This is a genomic window from Cupriavidus sp. GW823-FHT07B10, from assembly GCF_058794355.1.
The window spans coordinates 75,491-97,483 of the sequence record NZ_JBXAGS010000003.1; the positions used below are offsets into that span (position 1 = coordinate 75,491).

General features: G+C 64.4%; 24 protein-coding genes and 1 pseudogene. 16 read left to right on the forward strand and 9 right to left on the reverse strand.

The window, feature by feature from the left end; translation table 11 throughout:
• Nucleotides 1–225: 225 nt before the first annotated feature.
• Nucleotides 226–1,137, forward strand: coding sequence for a LysR family transcriptional regulator (locus AC1Q6V_RS08085; protein ID WP_010812630.1), 912 nt, complete (start codon nt 226–228; stop codon nt 1,135–1,137).
• Nucleotides 1,138–1,247: 110 nt separating this feature from the next.
• Here AC1Q6V_RS08085 and AC1Q6V_RS08090 read toward each other — a convergent pair whose 3' ends face one another.
• Complete coding sequence (locus AC1Q6V_RS08090) at nt 1,248–2,696, reverse strand: PQQ-dependent sugar dehydrogenase (protein WP_454751350.1); 1,449 nt, start codon at nt 2,694–2,696, stop codon at nt 1,248–1,250.
• A 148-nt stretch (nt 2,697–2,844) separates the two neighbouring features.
• Here AC1Q6V_RS08090 and AC1Q6V_RS08095 point away from each other — a divergent pair.
• A pseudogene (locus AC1Q6V_RS08095) lies at nt 2,845–3,147 on the forward strand (LysR substrate-binding domain-containing protein); the annotation flags it as partial.
• 58 nt (nt 3,148–3,205) lie between these two features.
• Here the strand turns inward: AC1Q6V_RS08095 and senA are convergent.
• Nucleotides 3,206–4,408: a selenoneine synthase SenA gene (gene senA / locus AC1Q6V_RS08100; protein WP_010812633.1), complete on the reverse strand. Its 1,203-nt coding sequence runs from the start codon at nt 4,406–4,408 to the stop codon at nt 3,206–3,208.
• Between senA and senB the strand changes: the two genes are divergently transcribed.
• The 6 genes from senB to phnE are packed head-to-tail and all read left to right on the forward strand — an operon-like array spanning nt 4,407 to nt 9,770.
• Nucleotides 4,407–5,402, forward strand: coding sequence for a selenoneine biosynthesis selenosugar synthase SenB (senB, locus tag AC1Q6V_RS08105; protein ID WP_010812634.1), 996 nt, complete (start codon nt 4,407–4,409; stop codon nt 5,400–5,402). The genes senA and senB overlap by 2 nt on opposite strands.
• Nucleotides 5,399–6,472 (forward strand): selenide, water dikinase SelD, encoded by a 1,074-nt coding sequence (gene selD, locus AC1Q6V_RS08110; protein ID WP_174549463.1) that lies wholly within the window; start codon nt 5,399–5,401, stop codon nt 6,470–6,472. The genes senB and selD overlap by 4 nt, the downstream gene beginning before the upstream one ends.
• Nucleotides 6,456–7,307, forward strand: coding sequence for a putative selenate ABC transporter substrate-binding protein (locus AC1Q6V_RS08115; protein ID WP_037025643.1), 852 nt, complete (start codon nt 6,456–6,458; stop codon nt 7,305–7,307). Before selD ends, AC1Q6V_RS08115 begins: the two co-directional genes overlap by 17 nt.
• Before the next feature lie 10 nt (nt 7,308–7,317).
• Nucleotides 7,318–8,160 carry a phosphonate ABC transporter ATP-binding protein gene (locus tag AC1Q6V_RS08120; protein WP_454751351.1) on the forward strand — a complete coding sequence of 281 codons (843 nt, stop codon included), beginning with the start codon at nt 7,318–7,320 and terminating at the stop codon, nt 8,158–8,160.
• A complete protein-coding gene (locus AC1Q6V_RS08125) occupies nt 8,157–8,978 on the forward strand; it encodes a PhnE/PtxC family ABC transporter permease (RefSeq protein WP_010812638.1) in 822 nt (273 codons plus the stop codon). The genes AC1Q6V_RS08120 and AC1Q6V_RS08125 overlap by 4 nt, the downstream gene beginning before the upstream one ends.
• A gap of 3 nt (nt 8,979–8,981) precedes the next feature.
• Nucleotides 8,982–9,770 carry a phosphonate ABC transporter, permease protein PhnE gene (gene phnE / locus AC1Q6V_RS08130; protein ID WP_231881478.1) on the forward strand — a complete coding sequence of 263 codons (789 nt, stop codon included), beginning with the start codon at nt 8,982–8,984 and terminating at the stop codon, nt 9,768–9,770.
• Here the strand turns inward: phnE and AC1Q6V_RS08135 are convergent.
• A complete protein-coding gene (locus AC1Q6V_RS08135; protein WP_231881503.1) occupies nt 9,745–9,879 on the reverse strand; it encodes a hypothetical protein in 135 nt (44 codons plus the stop codon). The genes phnE and AC1Q6V_RS08135 overlap by 26 nt on opposite strands.
• Here AC1Q6V_RS08135 and AC1Q6V_RS08140 point away from each other — a divergent pair.
• Both AC1Q6V_RS08140 and AC1Q6V_RS08145 read left to right on the forward strand, forming a co-directional pair.
• The gene (locus AC1Q6V_RS08140) at nt 9,817–9,945 is read left to right on the forward strand and encodes a hypothetical protein (RefSeq protein ID WP_255266289.1); all 129 of its coding nucleotides are present in this window, start codon (nt 9,817–9,819) and stop codon (nt 9,943–9,945) included. The two genes, AC1Q6V_RS08135 and AC1Q6V_RS08140, sit on opposite strands and share 63 nt — an antisense overlap.
• 115 nt (nt 9,946–10,060) lie before the next feature.
• Nucleotides 10,061–10,525, forward strand: coding sequence for a YaiI/YqxD family protein (locus AC1Q6V_RS08145; protein WP_011616468.1), 465 nt, complete (start codon nt 10,061–10,063; stop codon nt 10,523–10,525).
• Between the two features lie 249 nt (nt 10,526–10,774).
• Here AC1Q6V_RS08145 and AC1Q6V_RS08150 read toward each other — a convergent pair whose 3' ends face one another.
• Together AC1Q6V_RS08150 and AC1Q6V_RS08155 are read right to left on the reverse strand one after the other, a co-directional pair.
• Nucleotides 10,775–11,110, reverse strand: a complete 336-nt coding sequence (locus AC1Q6V_RS08150; RefSeq protein WP_041687924.1) for a hypothetical protein — start codon at nt 11,108–11,110, stop codon at nt 10,775–10,777.
• 46 nt (nt 11,111–11,156) lie between these two features.
• Nucleotides 11,157–11,456, reverse strand: coding sequence for a hypothetical protein (locus tag AC1Q6V_RS08155; protein ID WP_041687922.1), 300 nt, complete (start codon nt 11,454–11,456; stop codon nt 11,157–11,159).
• A gap of 177 nt (nt 11,457–11,633) precedes the next feature.
• Here AC1Q6V_RS08155 and AC1Q6V_RS08160 point away from each other — a divergent pair, with 177 nt between their 5' ends.
• From AC1Q6V_RS08160 to AC1Q6V_RS08170, 3 genes are all read left to right on the forward strand, one after another.
• On the forward strand, nt 11,634–13,217 hold the full coding sequence (locus tag AC1Q6V_RS08160) for an MFS transporter (protein WP_454751380.1): 1,584 nt from the start codon (nt 11,634–11,636) through the stop codon (nt 13,215–13,217).
• 167 nt (nt 13,218–13,384) lie between these two features.
• On the forward strand, nt 13,385–14,263 hold the full coding sequence (locus tag AC1Q6V_RS08165) for an alpha/beta hydrolase (RefSeq protein ID WP_011616466.1): 879 nt from the start codon (nt 13,385–13,387) through the stop codon (nt 14,261–14,263).
• On the forward strand, nt 14,260–14,643 hold the full coding sequence (locus tag AC1Q6V_RS08170; RefSeq protein ID WP_454751352.1) for a RidA family protein: 384 nt from the start codon (nt 14,260–14,262) through the stop codon (nt 14,641–14,643). The genes AC1Q6V_RS08165 and AC1Q6V_RS08170 overlap by 4 nt, the downstream gene beginning before the upstream one ends.
• Before the next feature lie 8 nt (nt 14,644–14,651).
• Here the strand turns inward: AC1Q6V_RS08170 and AC1Q6V_RS08175 are convergent, their stop codons facing one another.
• Nucleotides 14,652–15,368 (reverse strand): FCD domain-containing protein, encoded by a 717-nt coding sequence (locus AC1Q6V_RS08175; RefSeq protein ID WP_011616464.1) that lies wholly within the window; start codon nt 15,366–15,368, stop codon nt 14,652–14,654.
• Nucleotides 15,369–15,726: 358 nt separating this feature from the next.
• Between AC1Q6V_RS08175 and AC1Q6V_RS08180 the strand changes: the two genes are divergently transcribed.
• The 3 genes from AC1Q6V_RS08180 to AC1Q6V_RS08190 all read left to right on the forward strand — a co-directional run bounded on the left by AC1Q6V_RS08180 (nt 15,727) and on the right by AC1Q6V_RS08190 (nt 18,914).
• Nucleotides 15,727–16,716, forward strand: a complete 990-nt coding sequence (locus tag AC1Q6V_RS08180) for a Bug family tripartite tricarboxylate transporter substrate binding protein (RefSeq protein ID WP_011616463.1) — start codon at nt 15,727–15,729, stop codon at nt 16,714–16,716.
• Nucleotides 16,717–16,725: 9 nt separating this feature from the next.
• Entirely contained in the window at nt 16,726–17,685 is a 960-nt protein-coding gene (locus AC1Q6V_RS08185) for an NAD-dependent epimerase/dehydratase family protein (RefSeq protein WP_058698287.1), read from the forward strand.
• Between the two features lie 146 nt (nt 17,686–17,831).
• Nucleotides 17,832–18,914, forward strand: a complete 1,083-nt coding sequence (locus AC1Q6V_RS08190) for a porin (protein WP_161940229.1) — start codon at nt 17,832–17,834, stop codon at nt 18,912–18,914.
• Nucleotides 18,915–19,244: 330 nt separating this feature from the next.
• On the opposite strand, the gene AC1Q6V_RS08195 is transcribed toward AC1Q6V_RS08190, so the two are convergent.
• The 3 genes from AC1Q6V_RS08195 to ilvD form a co-directional block, all read right to left on the reverse strand.
• Nucleotides 19,245–19,676 carry a hypothetical protein gene (locus AC1Q6V_RS08195; RefSeq protein ID WP_037025644.1) on the reverse strand — a complete coding sequence of 144 codons (432 nt, stop codon included), beginning with the start codon at nt 19,674–19,676 and terminating at the stop codon, nt 19,245–19,247.
• Between the two features lie 165 nt (nt 19,677–19,841).
• Entirely contained in the window at nt 19,842–20,024 is a 183-nt protein-coding gene (locus AC1Q6V_RS08200; protein ID WP_231881477.1) for an RraA family protein, read from the reverse strand.
• 43 nt (nt 20,025–20,067) lie between these two features.
• A complete protein-coding gene (gene ilvD, locus AC1Q6V_RS08205; RefSeq protein ID WP_454751353.1) occupies nt 20,068–21,927 on the reverse strand; it encodes a dihydroxy-acid dehydratase in 1,860 nt (619 codons plus the stop codon).
• Nucleotides 21,928–21,993 lie beyond the last annotated feature (66 nt).

The window sequence follows — 21,993 nt, forward strand, 5'->3', positions numbered from 1 at the left end:
AGTTCGGGCACCCTTCCGGCATGTCGCTGACTGGATATTGAGCGTGGCAGGTAATGCATTGCAGGGCATGCATCGCCGGATTGACGAGCGCTTCAGTCGGATGCGGATAGCGACTGGCGCGCATGATAAAAGCCCAAGTGGTCATGACCCGAGTCTATGTGATGTCACGCCTGGGCAGCGCAGGCATTCCGATTATCGAATTAAGCAAAACTTATAGGGTTGGGTATGGGGACAGCCACCGACATCGTGATCAGCGCCCGGCAAATCGAGGTGTTTCGCATGGTCATGCGCCTGGGATCGGCGCGCCGGGCCGCCGAAGCCCTGCACATCAGCCAGCCCGCCGTGACACAGATCGTGCTGCAGCTTGAACAGGCAGCGCGGTTAAGACTGTTCGACCGAAGCAAAGGGCGTATGGCGCCCACGCCCGAGGCGGCGTCCCTGATCGACGAAGTCGAGCGCGTCTATGTCGGCCTCGACGCCGTGCAGCGCAAGATAGATCAGTTGCGTTCCTATGAAGATACGATCCTGCGCGTCGGCGCCTTGCACGCCATGGCCTCCAGCGTGATGCCGTCATCGGTGGCGGACTTCATCCACAACCACCCCCGCGTTCGTTGCCAGCTGGAGGTCGACAGCTCCAGGGGCTTGCGCGAGCGCCTGCTTCAGCGCGAACTCGATATCGCGTTCATGGGCGACGAGGCGGACACCAGCGGCCTGACCGCGTCCGAGTTCTACGCAGTGCAGGCGGTTTGCGTCGCTCCCGCGACGCATCCTTTCGCGGCGCGCGCGAAAGTCGGCATCGAGGATCTGATCGAGGTTCCGTTGATCGGCCTGGACGCTTCGGATCCTGCGCAACGCCGGCTGGAAGCGTGCTTTTCCGAGTCCGGCATCGAGCCGCGTTTCGTGGCGACAACACCGTACAGCCACACGCAGTGCTCACTGACCCTGGCCGGTGCTGGGCTTGCGATCACCAATCCATTGGTGGCCCGTGGCTACGTTGCGCTCGGGCTGCGCAGCGTACCGCTCACCGCTCCCGTTCGATTCCGGGCAATCCTGGCATTCCATCCGGCACAAGGCCAGTCGACTGCGGCACAGCAGTTCGTGAGCCTATGCCGGCAGCGGTTGGCCGATTTGCTGTGATGCACGTGCAGCAATGAGGGCGCGTGCAGGAAAGTGCCATAGCAGCACGTCCGCGGCGGTTCAACGGCCAGGAGCCCCTGCCCGAAGCGCAGTGCTCCTGCGCCCCGCCGTTAAGGCGTGCCGTCCGACACATCGATCCGATACACCCGCCCGCTCGTCGCCGACGTGCCCGGATCGGCCAGCACGTACAGCGCCTGCGCGTCATCCACGCCAAACGAGAACACACTGCCCGGGATCGTGACGTTCCAGTCGACCAGTTCTGCGACAACGCCGTCGCGATACATGAAGCTCAGCAGCTTGCCCGTGCAAAGGTCGGAATAGAAGTACCGCCCATGCAGCACCGGGTTGGCACTGCCCCGGTACGCATAGCCACCGACGATGGCACAAGCGCCCGCTTCGTGGCCGTATTCGAAGACCGGCATGGTCAGCCCGGTCTTGTCGCACGTGGCCGCACCCACGCAGGCGGTGCCTTCGGTCCGGTTCCAGCCGTAGTTCAGGCCCGCGCTGGTGGCCGGCGCCACGTCGACTTCCTCGCGCTGGTCCTCGCCGACATCGGCGATATACAGCAAGCCGGCGTCGAACGTAAACCGCCACGGGTTGCGCAGGCCGAGAGCCCAGATTTCGCCGCGGCTGCCGGACTGGCCGACGAAGGGATTGCCGGCAGGCAAGCCGTAGCCGGATGCCCCGCTGACGTCGATGCGCAGCATCTTGCCGAGCAGCGTTGCCGGGTTCTGGGCGTTGCCCGACGGATCGCCACCGCCGCCGCCGTCGCCCGTGCCGATATAGAGCATGCCGTCCGGGCCGAACGCGAGCTGGCCGCCGTTATGGTTGGAGAAGGTGCCGTGCGGAATCGACAGCAGCACGGTGCCGGATGCCGCGGCGATATCCGGATTCGCGGCCGATACGTTGTAGCGGGCGATGGTGATGGCCCCATTGGTGTCGGTGTAATAGACGTAGAAGCGGCCGTTGGTCCCATAGTTGGGATCGAACGCCATCGACAGCAGCCCGCGCTCGCCATCGGTCGTCGTCAGCGCGGCGATATTGAGGAACGGCGTAGCGACCAATGCGCCGTTGCGCACGATCCGGATGCGGCCGGCCCGCTCGACCACGAACAGGCGCGGATCGCCGGGGGGCGCGGTCAGGAAGATGGGCTCGGATAACCCGCCGGCAACCTGCGTCAGCGACAACTGCACTGTTTCCGGTGAGCCGTATTCCACGCTTGCCAAAGCACTGCCGCCCGCGGTCACCGCCACGGTCTGCGAAGGCGGCTGCGGCTTGAGGAGCGTGCTGCCAGTCAGCACGCTGGCGGCACTGACGGTATAGCTGCCAGCAGCCAGGTTGGACAGCGTGGTCGACTGGGTCACGGTCTGGCGGAACTGGCCGGGCCCCAATACCGTGATGGCCGCCGACGTCCCGGACGGCAGGCCGGAGATGGAGAGCGTCAGCGTGCCGGTGGCGCTGTCACCGCCCCCGTCTCCCCCGCCCCCTCCGCAAGCTGCGATACCCAGGCAGCAGGCGATGAAGAATCGGCAAAGCGAGGATCGAAGTGCTTCGGACATGGCGCGCTCCTGTCACGGCTCGGGCACAGCCTGCCATGCAAGAACCGATCCACGGCCCTGGCACAAGTCCCGCCGGGCCTTTCCGGCGGCTGGCGTGCCTCGCCCTTGTAAAAGATACCTCATGCGCGCGGCATCGGCGATGCATGCGGGCTTGTCCGTCTGGGACTTCGAGCGCCGTGGCCGTCAGTTGAAGGTGCGCGACGACGGCCAGGCCGTTTTCAACAGCACGCCCCATATCGTGATGGCCGCGCTTGAGGGGCTGGGCGTCGCCTTCCTCCCGGAAGAGGAATTTGCACCCCACATCGAGGAAGGTCGGCTGGTACGCGTGCTGGAAGACTGGTGCCCTCCGTTTGCGGGCTGCCACCTGTACTACCCCAGCCGCCGCCAGGCATCGCCAGCCTTTTCGCTGGTGGTGAATGCACTTCGCGTTGGTGGGTCGGCCCGCCGCTAGGGTGGTCAGGGCGGTGTCAGCCGCATCGTTGATATCACCGTGAAGACGCCCTCCTTCCTCAACCGCAGCAGCGGAATCCGACGAAGAGGTCGCTGCGGTGCGGCAGGTAGAAGTTCCGGTAGCGAGGATGCTGCATGCGGGCATGGGTGGCGAACGATCCGCCGCGAACCGAGCGATGCGTGTGAAACCAGGGGGCGGAATATTCCTGGTAGGGATCGGGCGAGAACCCTGCATAGGGCACGAAAGGATCAGCCGTCCATTCCCACACGGCGCTACCCCAGCGGATCAGGTCATGCGTTGCCGCATACTCCCATTCGGCTTCCGTGGGCAAGCGCTTGCCGGCCCAGCGGCAATAGGCTTCCGCCTCGTGGGCATTGATATGACACACCGGCTGTTCGGGCGGCAGCGGCACCCACTGCCCGAACCAGCGCAACGCCCATTGCCCCGCGGTGCCGCCGGCTGTCCGGCGCCAGCGCACCGGATGCGCCAGCCTGCTCTGTTGCAGCCATGCGCGTCCGTCGTCTGACCACCATTGATGGTCGCGGTAGCCGCCGGCGGCCACGAATTCCGCAAATGCGGCATTGCTGACGCAAGTGCGATCGATGTGGAAAGGGGCGATGTGGACCGGGTGGGACCACTTCTCGTTGTCGAAGACGAACCCGTCGCCCCCGATGGGCGACCCCATTGCGAACGTGTCGCCGCCTGCGGCTGCCGAGCCGGCGCCCGGCGCAATGGAAGGCATGCCGAGCGGGGCATGCAGCGGATAATCGAGCGTCTGGCGCATATAGGTCAGCGCCTCCGCATGCATGTCTTCGTGGAACAAGGCGAGCCGGAAGAAATAGAGCGCAGCGTCGGTATCGTCCGACGTGGCGAGCCTGGCGCGAACGTGCTCCAGCACGGCGGCTGCGTAGTCGCGAATCTCGGAGAGCCGGGGCAGCGCAAGATGCCATCGGTCCCGGTGGGCGACGCGCATGGAATCGAAGAGGCGGTCGGCGTCCGGCAGCATGGACGGGAGGCTGGCCACCCAGCAGCCGTCCTCGCCGGCACGTGGCTCCCGCAGCACCCATTGCTCCGTGAACCAGGCGATATGGGCATACTCCCACAAGGGCGGATTGATTCCCGCGTCATAAGGAACCTGCCATTGGGACGGCGACAGCTCCTCAAGCACGGCCCAGGTGCGCCGGTGCGCATCGGCAAACGCCGCATCCAGCTCGAACTTGTTTATCCTTCTTGCTGCCGCCCCCTCAGAACCTGTCATCATGCGTCCTCCCAAGGCCACCGTCGCGATTATCAGTCCAGCGCTGCGCAAAGCCAACAATGGCAACTGGCAAACCGCCAATCGCTGGGCCCGGTTCCTGCAGGGGGACTACGATGTCACGCTGGCCGCTGAATGGTCGACGGCCAGCCAGGGCGGCGCCCTGCCCGACTGCCTGATCGCCCTGCACGCCCGGCGCTCGGCCGAGTCCATCGCCAGGTTTGCCGAGGCTTGTCCGGATCGTCCGCTGATCGTCGTGCTGACCGGCACCGATCTGTACCGCGACATCCGCACCGATGCATCGGCCCAGCGCTCGCTCGAACTCGCCACCCACCTGGTGGTGCTGCAGGACGAAGGGTTGGCCGAACTGGCGGCCGCGCATCGCGCCCGGTGCCGGGTGATCTACCAGTCTGCCCCGGCATGCGCGCCCGCGGCGCCCCGCCAGAATCACTTCGACGTCGTGCTGGTCGGCCACATGCGGGCGGAAAAAGACCCGCTGACGCCCATGCGCGCGCTCTCGCTGCTTCCCGACGATTCGCGCGTGCGCCTGATCCACATCGGCGGCGCGCTGGATGACGCCTATCGGCAGGAGGCCCTGGCGCTGGAAGCACGAGCCTGGCCCGGCGTGCGGCGCTATGTCTGGCTCGGAAACCTGCCCCATGACGAAACCCTGCAGCACATCCGGAAAGCACAGGCCATGGTGATCTCCAGCGCCATGGAAGGCGGCGCCAACGTGATCATCGAGGCCGTCGCCAGTGGCGTGCCGGTGCTGGCCAGCCGCATCCCGGGCAACGTCGGCATGCTGGGCCGTGACTACGAAGGCTATTTTCCGTTGGGTGACGCCGCGCAATTGGCGCTGGTGCTGGAACGCACCAGCCGGGATGCCGGGTTCCTGGACCGCCTGCGGCAGCAATGCGCAATTCGCGCGCCGCTGTTCGCGCCGGCGCGGGAACGGGCGGAAGTGAGTAAACTTGTCGCCGACGCCTTGAAACCAGAATGACTCGGAGCCCCGCAGTGGACCAGCCAAACAACGCAAAGATCAAGCTCACCGCCTTCTCCCACGGCGGCGGGTGTGGGTGCAAGATTGCCCCCGGTGTGCTTTCTGAAATCCTAAGGAATTCGGTCGGCTTCGCTGCTCCGGCAGCACTGCTGGTCGGCAAAGAGACCAGCGACGACGCGGCGGTCTACCAGCTCAATGACAGCCAGGCCCTGATCGCCACCACGGACTTCTTCATGCCGGTGGTGGACGATCCGTACGATTTCGGGCGTATCGCCGCCACCAACGCCATCTCCGACGTCTATGCCATGGGCGGAACCCCGATCATGGCGCTGGCGCTGGTCGGCATGCCCATCGAGAAGCTGCCGCCTGAGGTCATCGGCAAGATCCTCGAAGGCGGCGAATCGATCTGCGCCCAGGCGGGCATCCCGGTCGCGGGCGGCCACACCATCGATTCCCTTGAGCCGATCTACGGGCTGGTGGTCCTTGGTCTGGTGCACCCGAACCGGGTCAAGAAGAACAGCGGCGCCAAGGCGGGCGACAAGCTGATCCTCGGCAAGCCGTTGGGCGTGGGCGTGTTGTCCGCCGCGGTGAAGAAGGACAAGCTCGACGCGGCCGGCTATCAGGAACTGATTGCCTGCACCACCAAACTCAACACGCCCGGCCGACTGCTGGCCGAAGTGCCGGCTGTCCACGCGCTGACCGACGTGACCGGCTTCGGCCTGCTCGGCCACCTGCTGGAGCTGTGTCGTGGCGCGGGCGTCGGCGCGCGGCTGGACATGGCGCGGATTCCACTGCTGCCGCGGGTCGAGCGCATGGCCGCCGAAGGGCTGGTGACCGGCGCATCGGGGCGCAACTGGGTCAGCTACGGCAGCGAGGTGGACCTGTCCACGTCGGTCACGCCAAGCCAGCAGGCACTGCTGACCGATCCCCAGACCAGCGGCGGCTTGCTGGTGTCGTGCGCACCGGAAGCCGTGGACGAGGTCCTGGAGATCTTTAACCGGGAAGGCTTCGCAGACGCTGCCGTGATCGGAGAAATGACGCAAGGAGCCGCCCGTGTTGCCGTTGCTTAAGCGCCTTGCCGCGCTGACCCTGCTGGGCTTTGCCGGCCTCGCCAGTGCCCAGGCTGTCCTGAAGGTCTCGGCCATTCCCGACGAGTCCCCCACCGAACTGCAGCGCAAGTTCGCGCCGCTCGGCAACTACCTGGAGAAGGAAACCGGCATGAAGGTGAAGTTCGTGCCCGTCACGGACTACGCTGCGGTGGTCGAAGCGCTGGCCACCGGCAAGATCGACATGGCGTGGCTGGGCGGCTTTACCTATGTGCAGAGCAAGATCCGGACGAAGGGAGCCACCATCCCCATCGTCCAGCGCCAGGAAGATGCCGCCTTCACCAGCAAGTTCATCACCGCCGACAGCGCGATCAAGTCACTGGCCGACCTCAAAGGCCACACCTTCGTCTTCGGCGCGCCGTCCTCTACCTCCGGCCACCTGATGCCACGGCACTTCCTGCTGCAGGCGGGCATCGACCCGGACAAGGACTTCAAGACGCTCGCCTATTCGGGCGCCCACGATGCGACGGTGGCTTTCGTGCAGGCCGGCAGGGCCGACGCCGGCGTGCTCAATGCCTCGGTGTGGGACAAGCTGGTGGAGCAGCGCAAGGTGGATCCCGCCAAGGTCAGGGTATTTGCTGTCACACCGCCCTATTACGACTATAACTGGACCGTGCGCGGCGGGCTCGATCCGGCCTTGCGCAAGAAGCTGACCGAAGCATTCCTGCGGCTGGACCCGGCCAATCCCGAGCAGCGCGAGATCATGGCATTGCAGCGGACCGCCAGGTACATTCCCACCCGGCCCGAAAACTACGACGGCATCGAGGCCGCAGCCCGGGCCGCGGGCCTGATCCAGTGATGCCGGTCTGATGAGCTTCCGCCTGGACGCCGCCAGCGTCAGTTACGCCAACGGACAGCGTGCGCTCAGCCAGATCACGTTGGCGGCCAGCCGCGGCGAGCCCATCGCCGTCATCGGTCCGTCCGGAGCCGGCAAGACCTCCTTGCTGCGCTTGCTGGCAACGTCGCTGCGGCCAAGCGAGGGCCGTGTGGAGGTGCTGGAGCAAAGCCCCTGGGCGGTATCCGCCGCACGCCTGCGGCAGTTGCGCTGCCGCATCGGCATGGTGCACCAGGCGCCGCCGATGCCGCCGCGCCAGCGCGTGGTCACGGCCATCCTTGCCGGCCGCCTGGGCATCTGGCCCGCCTGGAAATCCTTTCTGTCGCTGGTCTATCCGGCAGACATCGATGGTGCCGGCGAACAGCTCGCCCGCCTTGAGCTGGCCGACCGCCTGTTCGACCGGTGCGACCAGCTCTCGGGCGGCCAGCTGCAGCGCGTGGGCGTCGCCCGCGTGCTTTACCAGCGCCCGGAATTGATCCTGGCGGACGAACCGGTCTCGGCAATGGACCCGGTGCTGGCCAACCTCACCCTGGGCGAGCTGCGCAGGGAAGCGGATACACGCGCGGTGCCCCTGGTCGCCAGCCTGCACGCAGTGGATCTGGCGCTGCGCTGGTTTCCCCGCATCGTCGGCCTGAAGGCGGGCGAGATCGCCTTCGACCTGCCGGCCGAGCGCGTCACCGACGCGCTGCTGCGCGAACTCTATGCCTCCGAAAGCGCATCGCCACCGGTACAGGGCAGCCAGGCCCTGACGAGCATCGCGGCAGGTGCGAGCGCCGCCATCGGTGGCGACACCCAACCCAGGCCGGCGTGCCGATGACCGCCCACCCGCGCGATCCCCAGGCGCTGCGGCGCGCCAGCGGCCTGGTGCTCGCGCTGCTTCTGCTGTGGCCATTGTTGCAGCTGTCCCGGTTCAGCCCTTCAGCCTTGTTCGACACCGGAAACCTCAAGGTGATGGGCGCCTTCGTGCGCAACTTCCTTCCCCCCGAGGTTTCGCCCGGATTCCTCGGGCTTGTGGTCAACGCCACGCTGGAAACGCTGGCGATCGCCACCGCGGGCATTGCGCTCGCCTTTGTGATCGCAACACCTCTGGCCGTGGCCTTGACGGGTAGCCTGTCGGTGTCGCGCATCGGCCCCGGCCGGGGCCGCAAGCCGCGCATGGCGGTGCGCGCTGGCGTGCGCGCCCTGGTGCTGCTGCTGCGCGGGGTGCCGGAGTTGGTGTGGGCACTGGTCTTCGTGCGCGCCCTCGGCCTGGGGGCGGCGGCGGGCGTGCTCGCCCTGGCCATCACCTATGGCGGCATGCTGGCAAAGGTCTATGCGGAAATCCTCGAATCCAGCGACAAACGCGCCGTGGATGCCCTGCTCGGCAGCGGCAGCGGGCGCCTGGCGGCACTGTTCTATGGGCTGCTTCCCCATGCCTCGCAGGAGCTGGTCTCGTACACCGTCTACCGCTGGGAATGTGCCATCCGGGCTTCCGTGGTCATGGGCTTCGTTGGCGCCGGCGGACTTGGGCAGTTGATGGACCAGGCCATGAAACTGCTCAACGGCGGGGAAGCCGCGACCATCCTGCTAGTGTTCCTGCTGCTGGTCCTGCTGGCGGACGCGCTCAGCGCGCACCTGCGCAAGCTGCTCGACTGAATCATGGCGCACAAGGTCAAGGCCGCTCAATTCTGCATGCGCTGCCTGCTCACCCTGATCGCGGTGGCCGCCGCGGTTTCGGGCAGCTTCGCGTATCTGTCGCTCGATCTGGGCCAGCTTTTTTCCGCGGACGCTGCAGCCGAGATGGCGCGCTTCCTGCTGACGTTCTTCCCGCCGCAGCTGTCACCCGCTTTTTTGGCCAGAACCGCTGGCAGCATGCTCGAAACGCTCGCGGTTTCCGCAGTGGGCACGCTGTGTGCGGCGGTGCTGGGTTTTGGCCTGGCACTACCGGCTTCCGGGCTCTACGGCGATGCGCTGCGCGCCTTGTCGCGCTTGCTACTGAACCTGTTGCGCTCGATCCCCGAGCTGGTATGGGCTGCCCTGACCGTACTCGCAGTCGGCCTTGGACCGTTTGCCGGCACCCTCGCCCTGGCACTGCATACCGCGGGCGTGCTCGGTCGCCTGTTCGCCGAGGCGCTGGAGAATGCGCCGCGCGCACCCGCCCGCGCGCTGATGGAAGGGGGCACTCCTGCCGCGCTGGTCTTCATGTACGGGACGCTGCCCTGCGTATGGCCCCAGTTTCTGGCCTACATCCTGTACCGCTGGGAAACGAATATCCGCGTGGCGGCAATCCTTGGCTTTGTCGGCGCCGGCGGGCTTGGGCAGATGTTGTATTTCGAGCTGTCCCTGTTCCATCTGCCCCAGGCTTGCACGGTGATCATCGCCATGCTTGCCCTGGCGGCCGTGGTCGACACGGCCAGCGCGATCATGAGGGGTGGCCGGCATTCGTGAAGAGGCGCCGGCGAGGCTTGCGGGTACATCCTGCCAACAGGTGGACGTGATCGTCCTCTCCATCGATTTCCACAATGTCCGCCTCTACTTCGGTGCAGACGTTGGCCAGGATTCCGCGCAAGTCGTCGATGATTTCTTTGGCGAACACCTCACGACGGTGCGGCGCGGGAAGTAAAGGCGAAGGTGCGTTCGGGCCGGCTACCGCCGGACCAGGGGTTGGCCGAATAACAAACGAACGGGACGCGCAGGCAGTAAGATGAGCGTTCCCTCCCCCCATTGGAAGTATCGCGATGCAAGTACTGGTTGACGCAGACGCCTGCCCGGTTGTCGTCAAGGAAATGTTGTATCGGGCCGCACAACGTGTCGAAGTGTGCGTCACGCTGGTTGCCAACCAGTACATGCGCACGCCGCCTTCGCGCTTCATCAAGTCACTGCAAGTGCCTGCGGGCTTCGACGTCGCCGATGACCGTATCGTCGAGTTGGTCAGCAGCGGGGACCTCGTCATTACGGCGGACATCGTTCTTGCCGCCGCCGCCCTTGACAAGGGCGCCTATGTGCTCGACCCGCGAGGAAGCTGGTTCAGCCGTGAGAACATCCAGGAGCGCCTGACCATGCGCGAGGTGATGGAACAACTCCGCAGTTCAGGCGTTGATACCGGCGGGCCGGCAGCGTACGCCCAGCAGGACAGCAAGGCGTTCGCTGGGCAATTGGACCGCTTCCTGGCACGCCATGCGCCGCCGGGTGCGGTCGCCTGAGGCGTGCTGGCCATCGCAACGCAGTAGTGGGCCGGCCTTGGGGTTCAAGGCGGCAACATCGGGCGGCAGTTTCGCGGAGGGCATCCGGCCGGTACCGGCTGAACGATTCCATCAAGCTGTTGCATCGACCGGTTGAATCTGCAATCGGAAACGGCCGTCGACCGGAATCGCTGGCTGGTGGGGATTGTTAAGCAATGCGCCAACGAAAAGACGCTCTGTTGCCAGCAAAGCGTCTCGCGTTCGCCAGAGTCAAGATGCCGCCGACTGCAAAAGCTCCTCGACGCCAGGCTGCTCTTTCGTCCGGCTTTGACTAGTTTTGTTGACGTAGCCCTCCGGAGCGCACTCGCCTGGCATAACGCCTTGGTTGCGAAGATGGGCCGCGACCATCTCGCACCATTTGAGCAACTGGTGCTTATCAAGATCCGCGACCACGTCTTCACCGAATAGATTCGAAAGCTCAAGCGCGACTCCTGAAAATGCGGCGCCGTCATCTCGAATGGTCAATACCCCGTCGCCATCCTGGTCGCACATCTCAATCCTTGTGGCAGACATATCCATTACCTCCTGAAGCTTCGTAACCGTCATATCAAGCGCTCCCTGCCTTGTCGGTCGCTTGGCCAGCGTATCTATGCTAGAAGATCGACTTCCCTCCCACCAAGGGGAGTAACGGGCCCAACCGCCCGACCTGGAATCCCGCGTGCGCGGCCTGATTCGCGACAGCTACGCCGACTTCGGCCCAATGCTGGCCTGCGAGACCCTGCGCGAGCGGCACGACATCAAGATTTCGCCAGTCTTCGTATGCCGGATCATAGACATTCCCGCCGGTTGCACGGCTGATGCTTTTGGGTGGGCGCAGCTTCCAGGACACCCGGAAGCCGGTGTCGAACAGCAAGTCTGGAGCGAACCGGTGCAGATCGATGGCAGCGATCACGCCTGGTTCCATGCGCTAGATGAGGCGGACCGCGCAACTGATGGGCGCCGCGACCGCTCGCACGCACGCACCCGTCCCAACCGTATCGGCGGTCCCGCACTCCCACTACTATGCTAGTCACCATCGACCGGCACGGGAGCGAGCTTGGCCAACCCGGATCTTCCCGATAGCGACCAAATGATCGCGCACGTCATCGCTGCACAAGCAAGCCCGTGCGACGAACTCGTCATCCGCACGCAGCCCACCGCAGTCGACCGCCCGTGCCGGCGCAAGCGTCTAGCACTCGCCGCGACGATCCTCGGCTCAAGCATGGCGTTCATCGACGGCTCCGTCGTCAATGTCGCGCTACCCGCCATTCAGAGCGAACTCGGCGCGAGCGTCGCGGCAATGCAGTGGATCGTTAACGCCTACCTGCTCTTTCTCGGGTCCCTCGTGCTGGTGGGCGGATCGATGGGCGACAAGCTCGGCCGCCGCACGGTATTCATTGCGGGCATCGGGGTCTTCACGCTGGCGTCGGCCGCTTGCGGGTTCGCGCCGGACGCGAATTCGCTGATCGCCGCGCGCGCAGTGCAGGGCATTGGTGCAGCACTCTTCGTACCCAGCAGTCTCGCGATCATCGGCGCCGTGTACGAAAGCGAAGCGCGCGGACGGGCAATCGGCACCTGGGCGGCCGTCGGGGCGATCACGTCGGCGGCGGCGCCGGTGGCGGGCGGCTGGCTCGTCGACGTGTTGTCGTGGCGCGCGATATTCTTCCTCAACGTCCCGCTTGCAGCGGTGACGATCGCGCTCGCGATTTTGTCGGTGCCGAACAGCCACAAGCTCGATGCGCCTCGACAGTTGGACTGGCCCGGCGCGCTTAGCGTCGCAGCGGGGCTGGCTGCCCTCACCTATGGTCTGACCGAGGCGTCTGCGCGCGGTTTCGCAGATCCGCTTGTACTGTGCGCGATCGGCGCCGGCGCGCTCGTGCTGGTCGCATTCGTGATGATCGAAGCGAACAGCCGTCACCCCATGATGCCGCTCGACGTGTTCCGCTCACGCGATTTCACCGGCGCCAACCTCGTCACACTGCTGCTCTACTTCGGCCTGAGCGGCGCACTGTTCTTCCTGCCGTTCACGCTGATCCGCGCACATGCCTACACCGCAACTGAAGCGGGCGCGGCGCTGCTGCCGGTGCCGGTCATCATCGGCTTGTTGTCGCGCTTCACCGGCGGCCTGACGAGCCGCTTCGGCTCGCGGATCCTGTTGAGCGCTGGCCCGGGTATCGCGGGAATCGGATTCGTGATGCTGGCGTTGCCGTTCGTGGGCGGCAGCTATTGGGCCGGATTTTTCCCTGCGCTCACCGTGCTTGGGCTTGGCATGACGATCACCGTCGCGCCACTCACGACGATTGTGATGGGCTCGGTGCCGGCTGACCACGCAGGCGTTGCATCCGGCATCAACAATGCGGTTGCACGTATGGCGAGTCTGCTGGCAGTTGCGGTGCTCGGCATCGTGTTCGTGTGGTCGCACCAGGCGGCGCTGTCGGCGCGGCTCGATGAACTGGGCGTTCCCAGGGACGCACGCCGGACCGGGCAGTTGCTGGAGCCGGGCGCGCAAGCCGGGGCGGCAGCGGGCGACGCCCATTTGCCGACCCAGCCACCCGTGGCGCTGGCGGAAGCCGAAGCTATCACTGAAGCGCTGCGCGCGGTTGCGCTGGTGTCCGCCGTGTGCGCGTTCGCCGGAGCGGGTCTCGCGGTAGCGACCATCCAACCCCGCAGGTGATATGCGTCGTGTCGCCGGAGGCGTCCGTTGCCTATCCGGCACGGACATTGCGCCTTTAATTTATAAATTGTTCTCTTGCAAACATGAATAATTGAGATGTATATTTTGCAAACTGCCAGGAGCGGCGCAAGCCGGTGGCTCGTACTTGATATGGAAGCAAAGTGAAAATGTCAGACCAGTTCGCAACTGAACCAGAGCCATCTCAGCCACCGCTGTCGTCCGCGGCCGCAGTGGCGTATGAACGTACCGTTCTTGACTGGGCCGAACACCTGCCGGAAAGCGTCGTCGCTGTGCGCAACCTCACCTACGGTACCGACCAGCGGCAGCGGTTCGACGTGTTTACGGCACGAGGGTTGCGCGACGCGCCTGTCCTGATCTTCTGGCATGGTGGGGGCTGGACGAATGGCTACAAGGAATACGCCTCGTTCCTTGCGCCTATGGTGATAAGCCTTGGCATGGTGCTGGTGGCGCCCACGTATCGGCTGGCACCGGCCCACAGGTTGCCCGCAGCGTTTGACGACGCGGCGTTGCTCCTGGGCAGCGTGCAGAAAAGCATTGCCACCTGGGGCGGCTCACCCTCTCACCTCTATCTTTCCGGCCATTCGGCAGGCGGCGGTATTGCGGCCATGGCGGCGATGCGAAAACCACAACTGCGCGCGGTGGGTATTGACCAGCAGGCCATTCGCGGTTGCCTGCCCATCAGTGGCATCATGAACCTGCACCACCCGAACCCGGCGCCCGGGAGTCTTGAGGAGCGGGTGTACACCGCATTGCTCGACTCGCAGGAACTGGATGCGGCAATGAGTCCGCTGACGTGGTCTGCCGGCAATACCGTTCCGATGGTGCTCAGCTACGGCGAACATGACAGCGAGCGCGTGATCCGCTCCAATCTCACCCTGTACGCCATGCTGAGGATGCAGCCGGCTCCCGTTGATTGCTACATGCACGCGGGCGAGGATCATTTCCGCACGCATACTGCGCTTTCGGACCCTTCCCACCCTTGGTATGCGCGGCTCGCGCAACTCGTCAAGGAGACCTCACAGTGAAGCAAGTCATTGAGACTGGCTTGCCCACTCCGGCACAGCCATTTTCCTGGGCGACCCAGGCCGCAGGTCTGCTGTTCACTGCGCACGGTCCAGTCCGTCCTGACGGGTCGGTGGATACCGGCGATATCGCCCGGCAGGCCCGCCTGACGTTTGAGAACCTGAAGTTAGCGACCGAAGCAGCGGGCGCGAACCTGAACGATGTGGTGCAGGTGCTGATCACCCTGTTGGAAGCCGATGACGTGCCGGTAGTCGATGCGCTCTATGGAGAGTTCTTCGCCCCGCCTTATCCAAACCGCTCGACGGTGATCGCCAAGGCCTTGGTAGTGCCAGGCATGCGCATCGAAATCGTGGCCTATGTCGCGCTGCCCGACAAGCCCTGAAATTGGGGCTAGTCGGCAAAGCGCTTGCTGAGGACTTCGGCGGTGCGCATCAGGTGGTGCCGCAGCAGCGCGGAGGCTTTCTCCGTGTCGCGCGCGAGCACCGCCTCCATGAGATCCAGGTGTTCCTTCAACACATCGTCGGCCAGTTCCTTGCTCGAGCGCGGGTAGGCCAGGCGAATTCGACGATACCGCTCAGAATGGTCGACCAGTTGTTCGTCGATGCGCAGTAGCCACTTCGACGTAGCCGCTGCAACCAGCGCGAGGTGAAAGCGCCGGTGAGCCGTTTCCCACAGTTCCACTGCCACCGTGTCCGATGCATCGGTCGGGAGCCGCGCCCTGGTCAGCTTGTAATAGGCGGCCATGATGTTCGCGCCCCAGTCATCGTCGCCATGCTCAATGGCATCGGCCAGCAGGAGCAGTTCGATCGAGGTGCGCGCATGCATCAGATCGAGCAGATCACTCCTGGAGAGCTTGGTCACGCTGAAGCCCCTTTGGCCCTCATTGCTGACCAGTCCTTCGCCGCAGAGAAGCATCAGGGCCTCGCGGATCGGGCTCACGCCGAGTTCGTAGCGTTCCTGCAATGCCTGCAGGCGAAGCTTTTCCCCAGGGGCCAGGCTGCCCGCGATGATGTCTGCGCGCAGCAGTTGATACGCCTTCTCGGAAATGGTCTGGGTCGGCGCCGGCTCTGCGTGCTGCAGCCTGCGCGGCAAATCGGAAGTCCGCATGATTTGTTGTTGGATGGATGAGCGGCAAGGGCTGGCCGGCATCTATAGGACACTGGCAATTTCATAAATTTACCTCCAACAACGAAATTTTGCACTATCCGGGGACCAGAGCAGGTGCTGCCGGACCCGTCGGATTACCGATTCAGGCCCGAATTTCGCCCGTCTGCAGCCGATACAGGCCATTTCCGCGCTCCTCGCCCACGCAGGGTAAACTCCACCTTTTATTCAATATATATAAATTTATAATTTTTCATGAGTGTTCAATGAGACGCCGTTTCATATATGAACAATGCGCGGTGAGCGCCGGATCTGCTGTGAGGCCCGGCGGGCCGCAATGCACCTAGAGGAGTTGGATCACATGAAGAAATCCGCGAGACGCCGGGCATTGGTTGCCCTGACAGCTATTGCCACCCTACTTGCGACGGGCGGGGCCACTGCGCAGGGCAGCTATCCAACCAAGCCGGTCACGCTTCTCGTGGCCTATCCAGCCGGCGGCGATACAGATGTGCTGGCACGCCTCTTTGCCGAGAAGCTGACTGCTCGGCTTGGGCAACCTGTCGTGGTGGAGAACCGCACCGGCGCCGGCGGCACCATTGGCACGGCGTACGTGGCAAAGGCTGCGCCGGATGGCTATACGCTGCTGTTCGCCCCGAACACAATCTCGATCTCTCCGCACGTGCTGCGGCCCGGCACGGGTGCCTCCTACGACCCGCGCAAGGATCTGACGCCGATCACGCTACTCGGCACGCAGTCGCTGTTCGTTGTGGTCAACAAGGCCGCCGGTGTCACCCGGATTGAAGACTTCGTCACGCATGCTAAAGCCGGTACGCTGAAAACCTATGGCAGTCCGGGCAACGGATCGCCAATGCACATACTGGCGGAACTGTTCAACAAATCGGCCGGCATCAAGCTCACGCAGATCCCCTACCGCGGCAGCGCCCCCGCGGTGGTCGACTTGCTGGGCGGGCAGGTGCCGATGATGTACTCCACGCTTGGGCCGGTGTCCCAGTACTTCCCGTCGGGCAAGCTGATTCCGCTGGCCGTCGCGGACAAGAAGCGCTCGCCTTTCGCGCCGAACGTGCCGTCCCTGGCCGAGCTTGGCTACAAGGATGTCGAGGTTGGTGCCTGGCAGGCCGTGGTGGGCCCGAAGGGCATGTCCCCGGAACTGGTTCTGACGCTGAACAAGCACTTCAACGACATCCTGAAAATGCCGGACGTCGTCGCCCGGATGGCAACGGTTGCCGTGACTCCGCAGGGCAGCGACCCAGCCGCCCTTGGCAAGCTGATCGCTGCCGACTACGAGCGCTATGGCCGGATCGTCAAGGAATTCGGCATTCAGGCCGACTGAGGAGCAGCCATGACGATATTAGTCACCGGTGCCGGCCTGATCGGCCGTCTGACCGCCGCGCAGTTGCTGGCCCGGGGAGAACCTGTGCTGCTCGCCGACGTCAGGCGGCCCGATTCCGCTGAACTGGGCGCGCTGCCGCTGGCATTGTGCGATGTGACCGACTACGACGCATTGTCCCGCCTGGTGGACGAGCATGGGGTCACCGCTATCGTCCATACGGCGGCCTTGCTTTCCACTGCCATTCGCAAGGATCCACTCGCCGGCATCCGGGTCAATACGATGGGAACGGCAAACGTTCTTGAGCTGGCACGCCAGCGTAAGCTCTCGCGTGTCGTGATTGCCAGCTCGACCACCGTCATGTACTCAGCCTTCCCGTCCCTGCCTGCCACACCGATCGCCGAGGATTTCCCGTTGCGGGTCCTCAGCGAACGGCCTGGCAGCATCTATGCGGCCACCAAGCTGGCTGGCGAGCATCTCGCGCTCGCCTACGCCTCGCTCTATGACGTCGATGCGGTCGTGCTGCGCTACGGCGCTGTGCTCGGCGCCGGACGGGACGCGGTCACCAGTGTGCCGGGCCGGCTACTGGCCACACTGCTCGAAGCCGGACGCACCGGAGTGCCTGCAAGGCTAGACGATCCGATCCTGTTGTGGAACGGCCGTGAGGAATTCATCGATGCCCGGGACTGCGCTATCGCCAACATCGCTGCACTGACCGCACCGGCACCGCGTCAACGCGTGTACAACATCGCTACCGGCGAATGGTTCTCGGTTGAAGCGTTCATCGATGTCGTGCGCCAATGTTATCCGGCGCTGCAGACCACCGATCTCAGGCTGCCCGAGGGCGGCTTTGCCGGATTTCCGCATGTGCGACCGGCGTCGTCCGACGTCAGTGCCGCTCACCGCGAAATCGGCTTCAAGGCCTCCTATTCGCTACTAGAGACCACGCGGCACTTCGCTGCAATGCTGTAGATCCGCGCCGCCGCACCCGGCAGGACCCCAACCAGGAGCAGGCTCACAGTCCACCAGGCTGACTGGCGCCCTCGTGCGCGCCACGCAAAAATTTAGATATTTCATACATATTTGCATATTTTAAAAAATTTAGAATGAGAACCGATATGGGAATGAAGCGGGCGATGTTGGCAAGATGCGTGCTCGGCGCGGCAGTGGCATTCGGCGCAGGTGGGCACTCGATATATGCCGCGGCGCAGTCGTCCAGCGTGAATCTGTATGGCGTAGCGGACGTCGGGCTGGTACACGAAAACGGCGCGGCAGCCGGTTCGGTAACAAAGGTCACGAGCGGCATGATGTCAGGCTCGCGCGTTGGCATGCGCGGACGCGAAGAACTAGGCGGGGGCACGGCAGCGTTCTTTACGCTGGAAGCCGGCATCCTGATGGATACTGGCGCATCAGGTCAAGGTGGCTTACTGTTCGGCAGGCAGGCCTACGTCGGACTCGACGCATCGCCGGGCCGTATCACGATGGGGCGGCAATATACAACGCTGGCGCTGGCACAAGTGGAGTTCGATCCGTTTGTGACTGGCCTGGCCGGCACGTCTGCAAACCTGATTTCAGCCGGCGGTCGAGGCGGCAGCAACCGTGTCGACAATGCCCTTAAATACAACCTGCCGGGCACACTCGGCGGCCTCGATGGCGAACTGTCCTACAGCTTTGGCGAAGTGCCCGGCAGTGCGGCCACCAACAGCCAGTTTGGCGCGTCACTTGGCTATTCGGGGGGGAGCTTCATGGGACGCGTCGCCTACGCGGACGCCCATGACGCCAACGGCCCTGGCAAGAATGCACGGGAAGTGTTCTTCGGCGCCAAGTACGACTTCGGGCTCGCGACGGGTTACCTCAACTACGTGATCAACCGAGGCGCCATCATACCGGGCACGCCCAACTTCAAATCGGAAGACGTGCTGGTCGGGGCTTCGATTCCGGTCGGCGCCGGGCGGGTCGTGACCTCGTACATCTACAAGAACGATCGGACCGACGCCGACAACGATGCCCATCAGTTTGCGATCGGCTACGTACATAACCTCTCCAAGCGGACCAGGCTCTATACGTCTTACGCCCACATCTGGAATCGCGCGGCGAACACGGCCAAGTCCGGCTTCTACCGCGTATGGAATGCCAATGATGTCGGCAACCCGCTCGCCGGCAACTCTGCTTTCAACGTTGGTATCAACCACACTTTCTGACCTCTCTGCCGCCTACCGTCCGGTGGAATCGTGCCCACCGGCCTTCTTGCCCGATGCCAGCAAATGCTCGCATCGGGCCTTTCTCATAGGCAGGCACCAGATTTAAGAGCACAGGCAATCGTGCGAAGTACGCACCGCTGGGCGCCATTGATTTTTCGGAAAACGCAGTCTGACGAATTCCGGTTCCCCACGAATCGCGCGATGTTGCGCAGCGCGTCTTATCAGGCAGTCTGGCCGCGGCGGGAAGTGGCCCTTGACCAAGGGCAGATAGTCAGCTCCCGCAGGCGGATCGGATTAACCGTCCGTTTCAAGACCCATGGAATGACCGGATCACCCACGCATCCGCAACAGATCAGCGTAAGAAACCAGCTTGCGTTTCTCGTTAGCAAGCGTCTTTCGTTTGGACGCCGAGCGGGTTGGTTGGCCGCGCTCGAACTTGGCGGCGGCGCGTGCGTCCTCCCGCGCGTAGGCCCGCGCGGTCCTGGCTTCCGCCTTCAGGCGTTCAGCCTCCAGCCGCGCAGCAGTGCGTTCCTCTCGGGCAACATCTTGCACGGCCGACATGATTTCGGCTCTTAGCAGATCGCGCCTTTGCCTGGCAGCGGCACGGGCAGCCTGCAATTGCTCTTTCCTCTGTCGCAGCCAGTCTTTCCCGTTGACCGGCGCAGGCCTGGCCTCTGGCGGCACGCTCAGGCGCAAAGCCCTGCTGGTTGAAACTCTCTCAGTCGGCGGCGCGCGCCGCGCATCCTGCTTCGCATCACTCACGCTGCATCACTCTCCCAGCACCACATAGCTGCGGCCCATGCGTCACTGGTTGAAGTCCGTAAACTCATGCCAGCAACCTTACCATAGGACTGCATCTCGGGCCTGGAGCGTCCAGCCTCCTTTTACTTGGCGGCATGAATCGCTTAAACATGTGGGCTTTCGCCGTCACCGCGCGGTAAGTGCCGCGATATCGCGTACGCCGCCGTCGATCACCAGTGCGGCAATACCCGCCGCCTCGGCCGCGACCGTCAGCACTTCACCCCAATAGCCAGCAAACGAATTTCCTGGATCGATCGAAGGCCAGCCACGGGGCGCGTTCTTATAAGAACCAAAAAAAAGCCGCTCCAAAGAGCGGCCTTATCGGCAAACGAAGCAAAGCTTCGCCCCGGGATCAGTCATCCAGCAACGACAAGTCCCGCACAGCCCCCTTATCCGCCGACATCACCAGCTTGGCATAAGCCTTCAGCGCAGCAGACACCTTGCGCGCACGCGCCTTGGCCGGCTTCCACCCCCTGGCGTTCTGCTCTTCGCGGCGGCTCGCCAGTTCCTCGTCGGACAGCAGCACGTTGATGGTGCGGTTGGGAATGTCGATGCGGATCTTGTCGCCGTCGCGCACCAGGCCGATGGCGCCGCCGGCCGCAGCTTCGGGCGAGCAGTGGCCGATGGACAAACCCGAGGTGCCGCCGGAGAAGCGGCCGTCGGTCAGCAGCGCGCAGGCCTTGCCCAGGCCCTTGGACTTGATGTAGCTGGTCGGGTAGAGCATCTCCTGCATGCCGGGGCCGCCCTTGGGGCCTTCGTAGCGCACGATCACCACGTCACCGGCCTTGACCTTGTCGTTGAGGATGTTCTCCACCGCCTCGTCCTGCGACTCGGTGACGTGGGCCGTGCCTTCGAACACGAGGATGCTCTCGTCGACGCCGGCGGTCTTCACCACGCAGCCGTCGAGCGCGATATTGCCCGTCAGCACCGCCAGGCCGCCTTCCTTGGAGAAGGCGTGCTCGTAGGAGCGGATGCAGCCCTCGGCGCGGTCCAGGTCCAGGCTGGGCCAGCGCGTGTTCTGGCTGAACGCCACCTGGGTGGGAACACCCGCCGGGCCGGCCAGGTAGAAGTTCCTGACGGCTTCGTCCCGGGTCCGGCTGATGTCCCACCGCTCCAGCGCGTCCCTGAGCGTGGGGGCATGCACCGTGGGCACGTCAGTGTGCAGCTTGCCGGCGCGCTCCAGCTCGCCCAGGATGGCCATGATGCCCCCTGCGCGGTGCACGTCTTCGATGTGGTACTTGTTGGTGTTGGGCGCCACCTTGCACAGCTGCGGCACCACGCGCGAGAGGCGGTCGATATCGGTCATGCTGAAGTCGATGTCGGCCTCGCGCGCGATCGCCAGCAGGTGCAGGATGGTGTTGGTGGAACCGCCCATGGCAATGTCCAGCGTCATGGCGTTCTCGAACGCCTTGAAGCCTACCGAGCGCGGCAGGATGCGCTCGTCTTCCTGCTCGTAGTACTGGCGCGCCAGTTCCACGATGCGGCTGCCCGCGCGCTTGAACAGCTGCTCGCGGTCGGCGTGGGTGGCCACCACGGTGCCGTTGCCGGGCAGCGACAGGCCCAGCGCCTCGGTCAGGCAGTTCATGGAGTTGGCGGTGAACATGCCCGAGCACGAACCGCAGGTGGGGCAGGCGGAGCGCTCCACCTCGGCCACGTCGGCGTCGGAGTAGGTGCTGTCGGCGGCGATCACCATGGCGTCCACGAGGTCGAGCTTCTTGAACTCCATGGCCTTGGTGACGGGGTTGGCCAGGCGCGTCTTGCCGGCTTCCATCGGGCCGCCGGAGACGAAGATCACCGGGATGTTGAGCCGCATTGCGGCCATCAGCATGCCCGGGGTGATCTTGTCGCAGTTGGAGATGCACACCATGGCGTCGGCGCAGTGCGCGTTGACCATGTACTCCACCGAGTCCGCGATGATGTCGCGGCTGGGCAGCGAATACAGCATGCCGTCGTGGCCCATGGCGATGCCGTCATCGACCGCAATGGTGTTGAACTCCTTGGCCACGCCGCCCGCGGCCTCGATCTCGCGCGCGACCAGCTGGCCCAGGTCCTTCAGGTGCACGTGCCCGGGCACGAACTGGGTGAAGGAATTGACCACCGCGACGATGGGCTTGGAAAAATCTTCGTCTTTCATGCCGGTGGCGCGCCACAGCGAGCGCGCCCCCGCCATGTTGCGGCCGGCGGTGGAGGTTTTGGAACGGTATGTGGGCATTTTTATTGCTGAAGAAATATCGCAGAAAGGAAGCGGGCCACAGGAATAAGGACCCTTGCGCGCCCG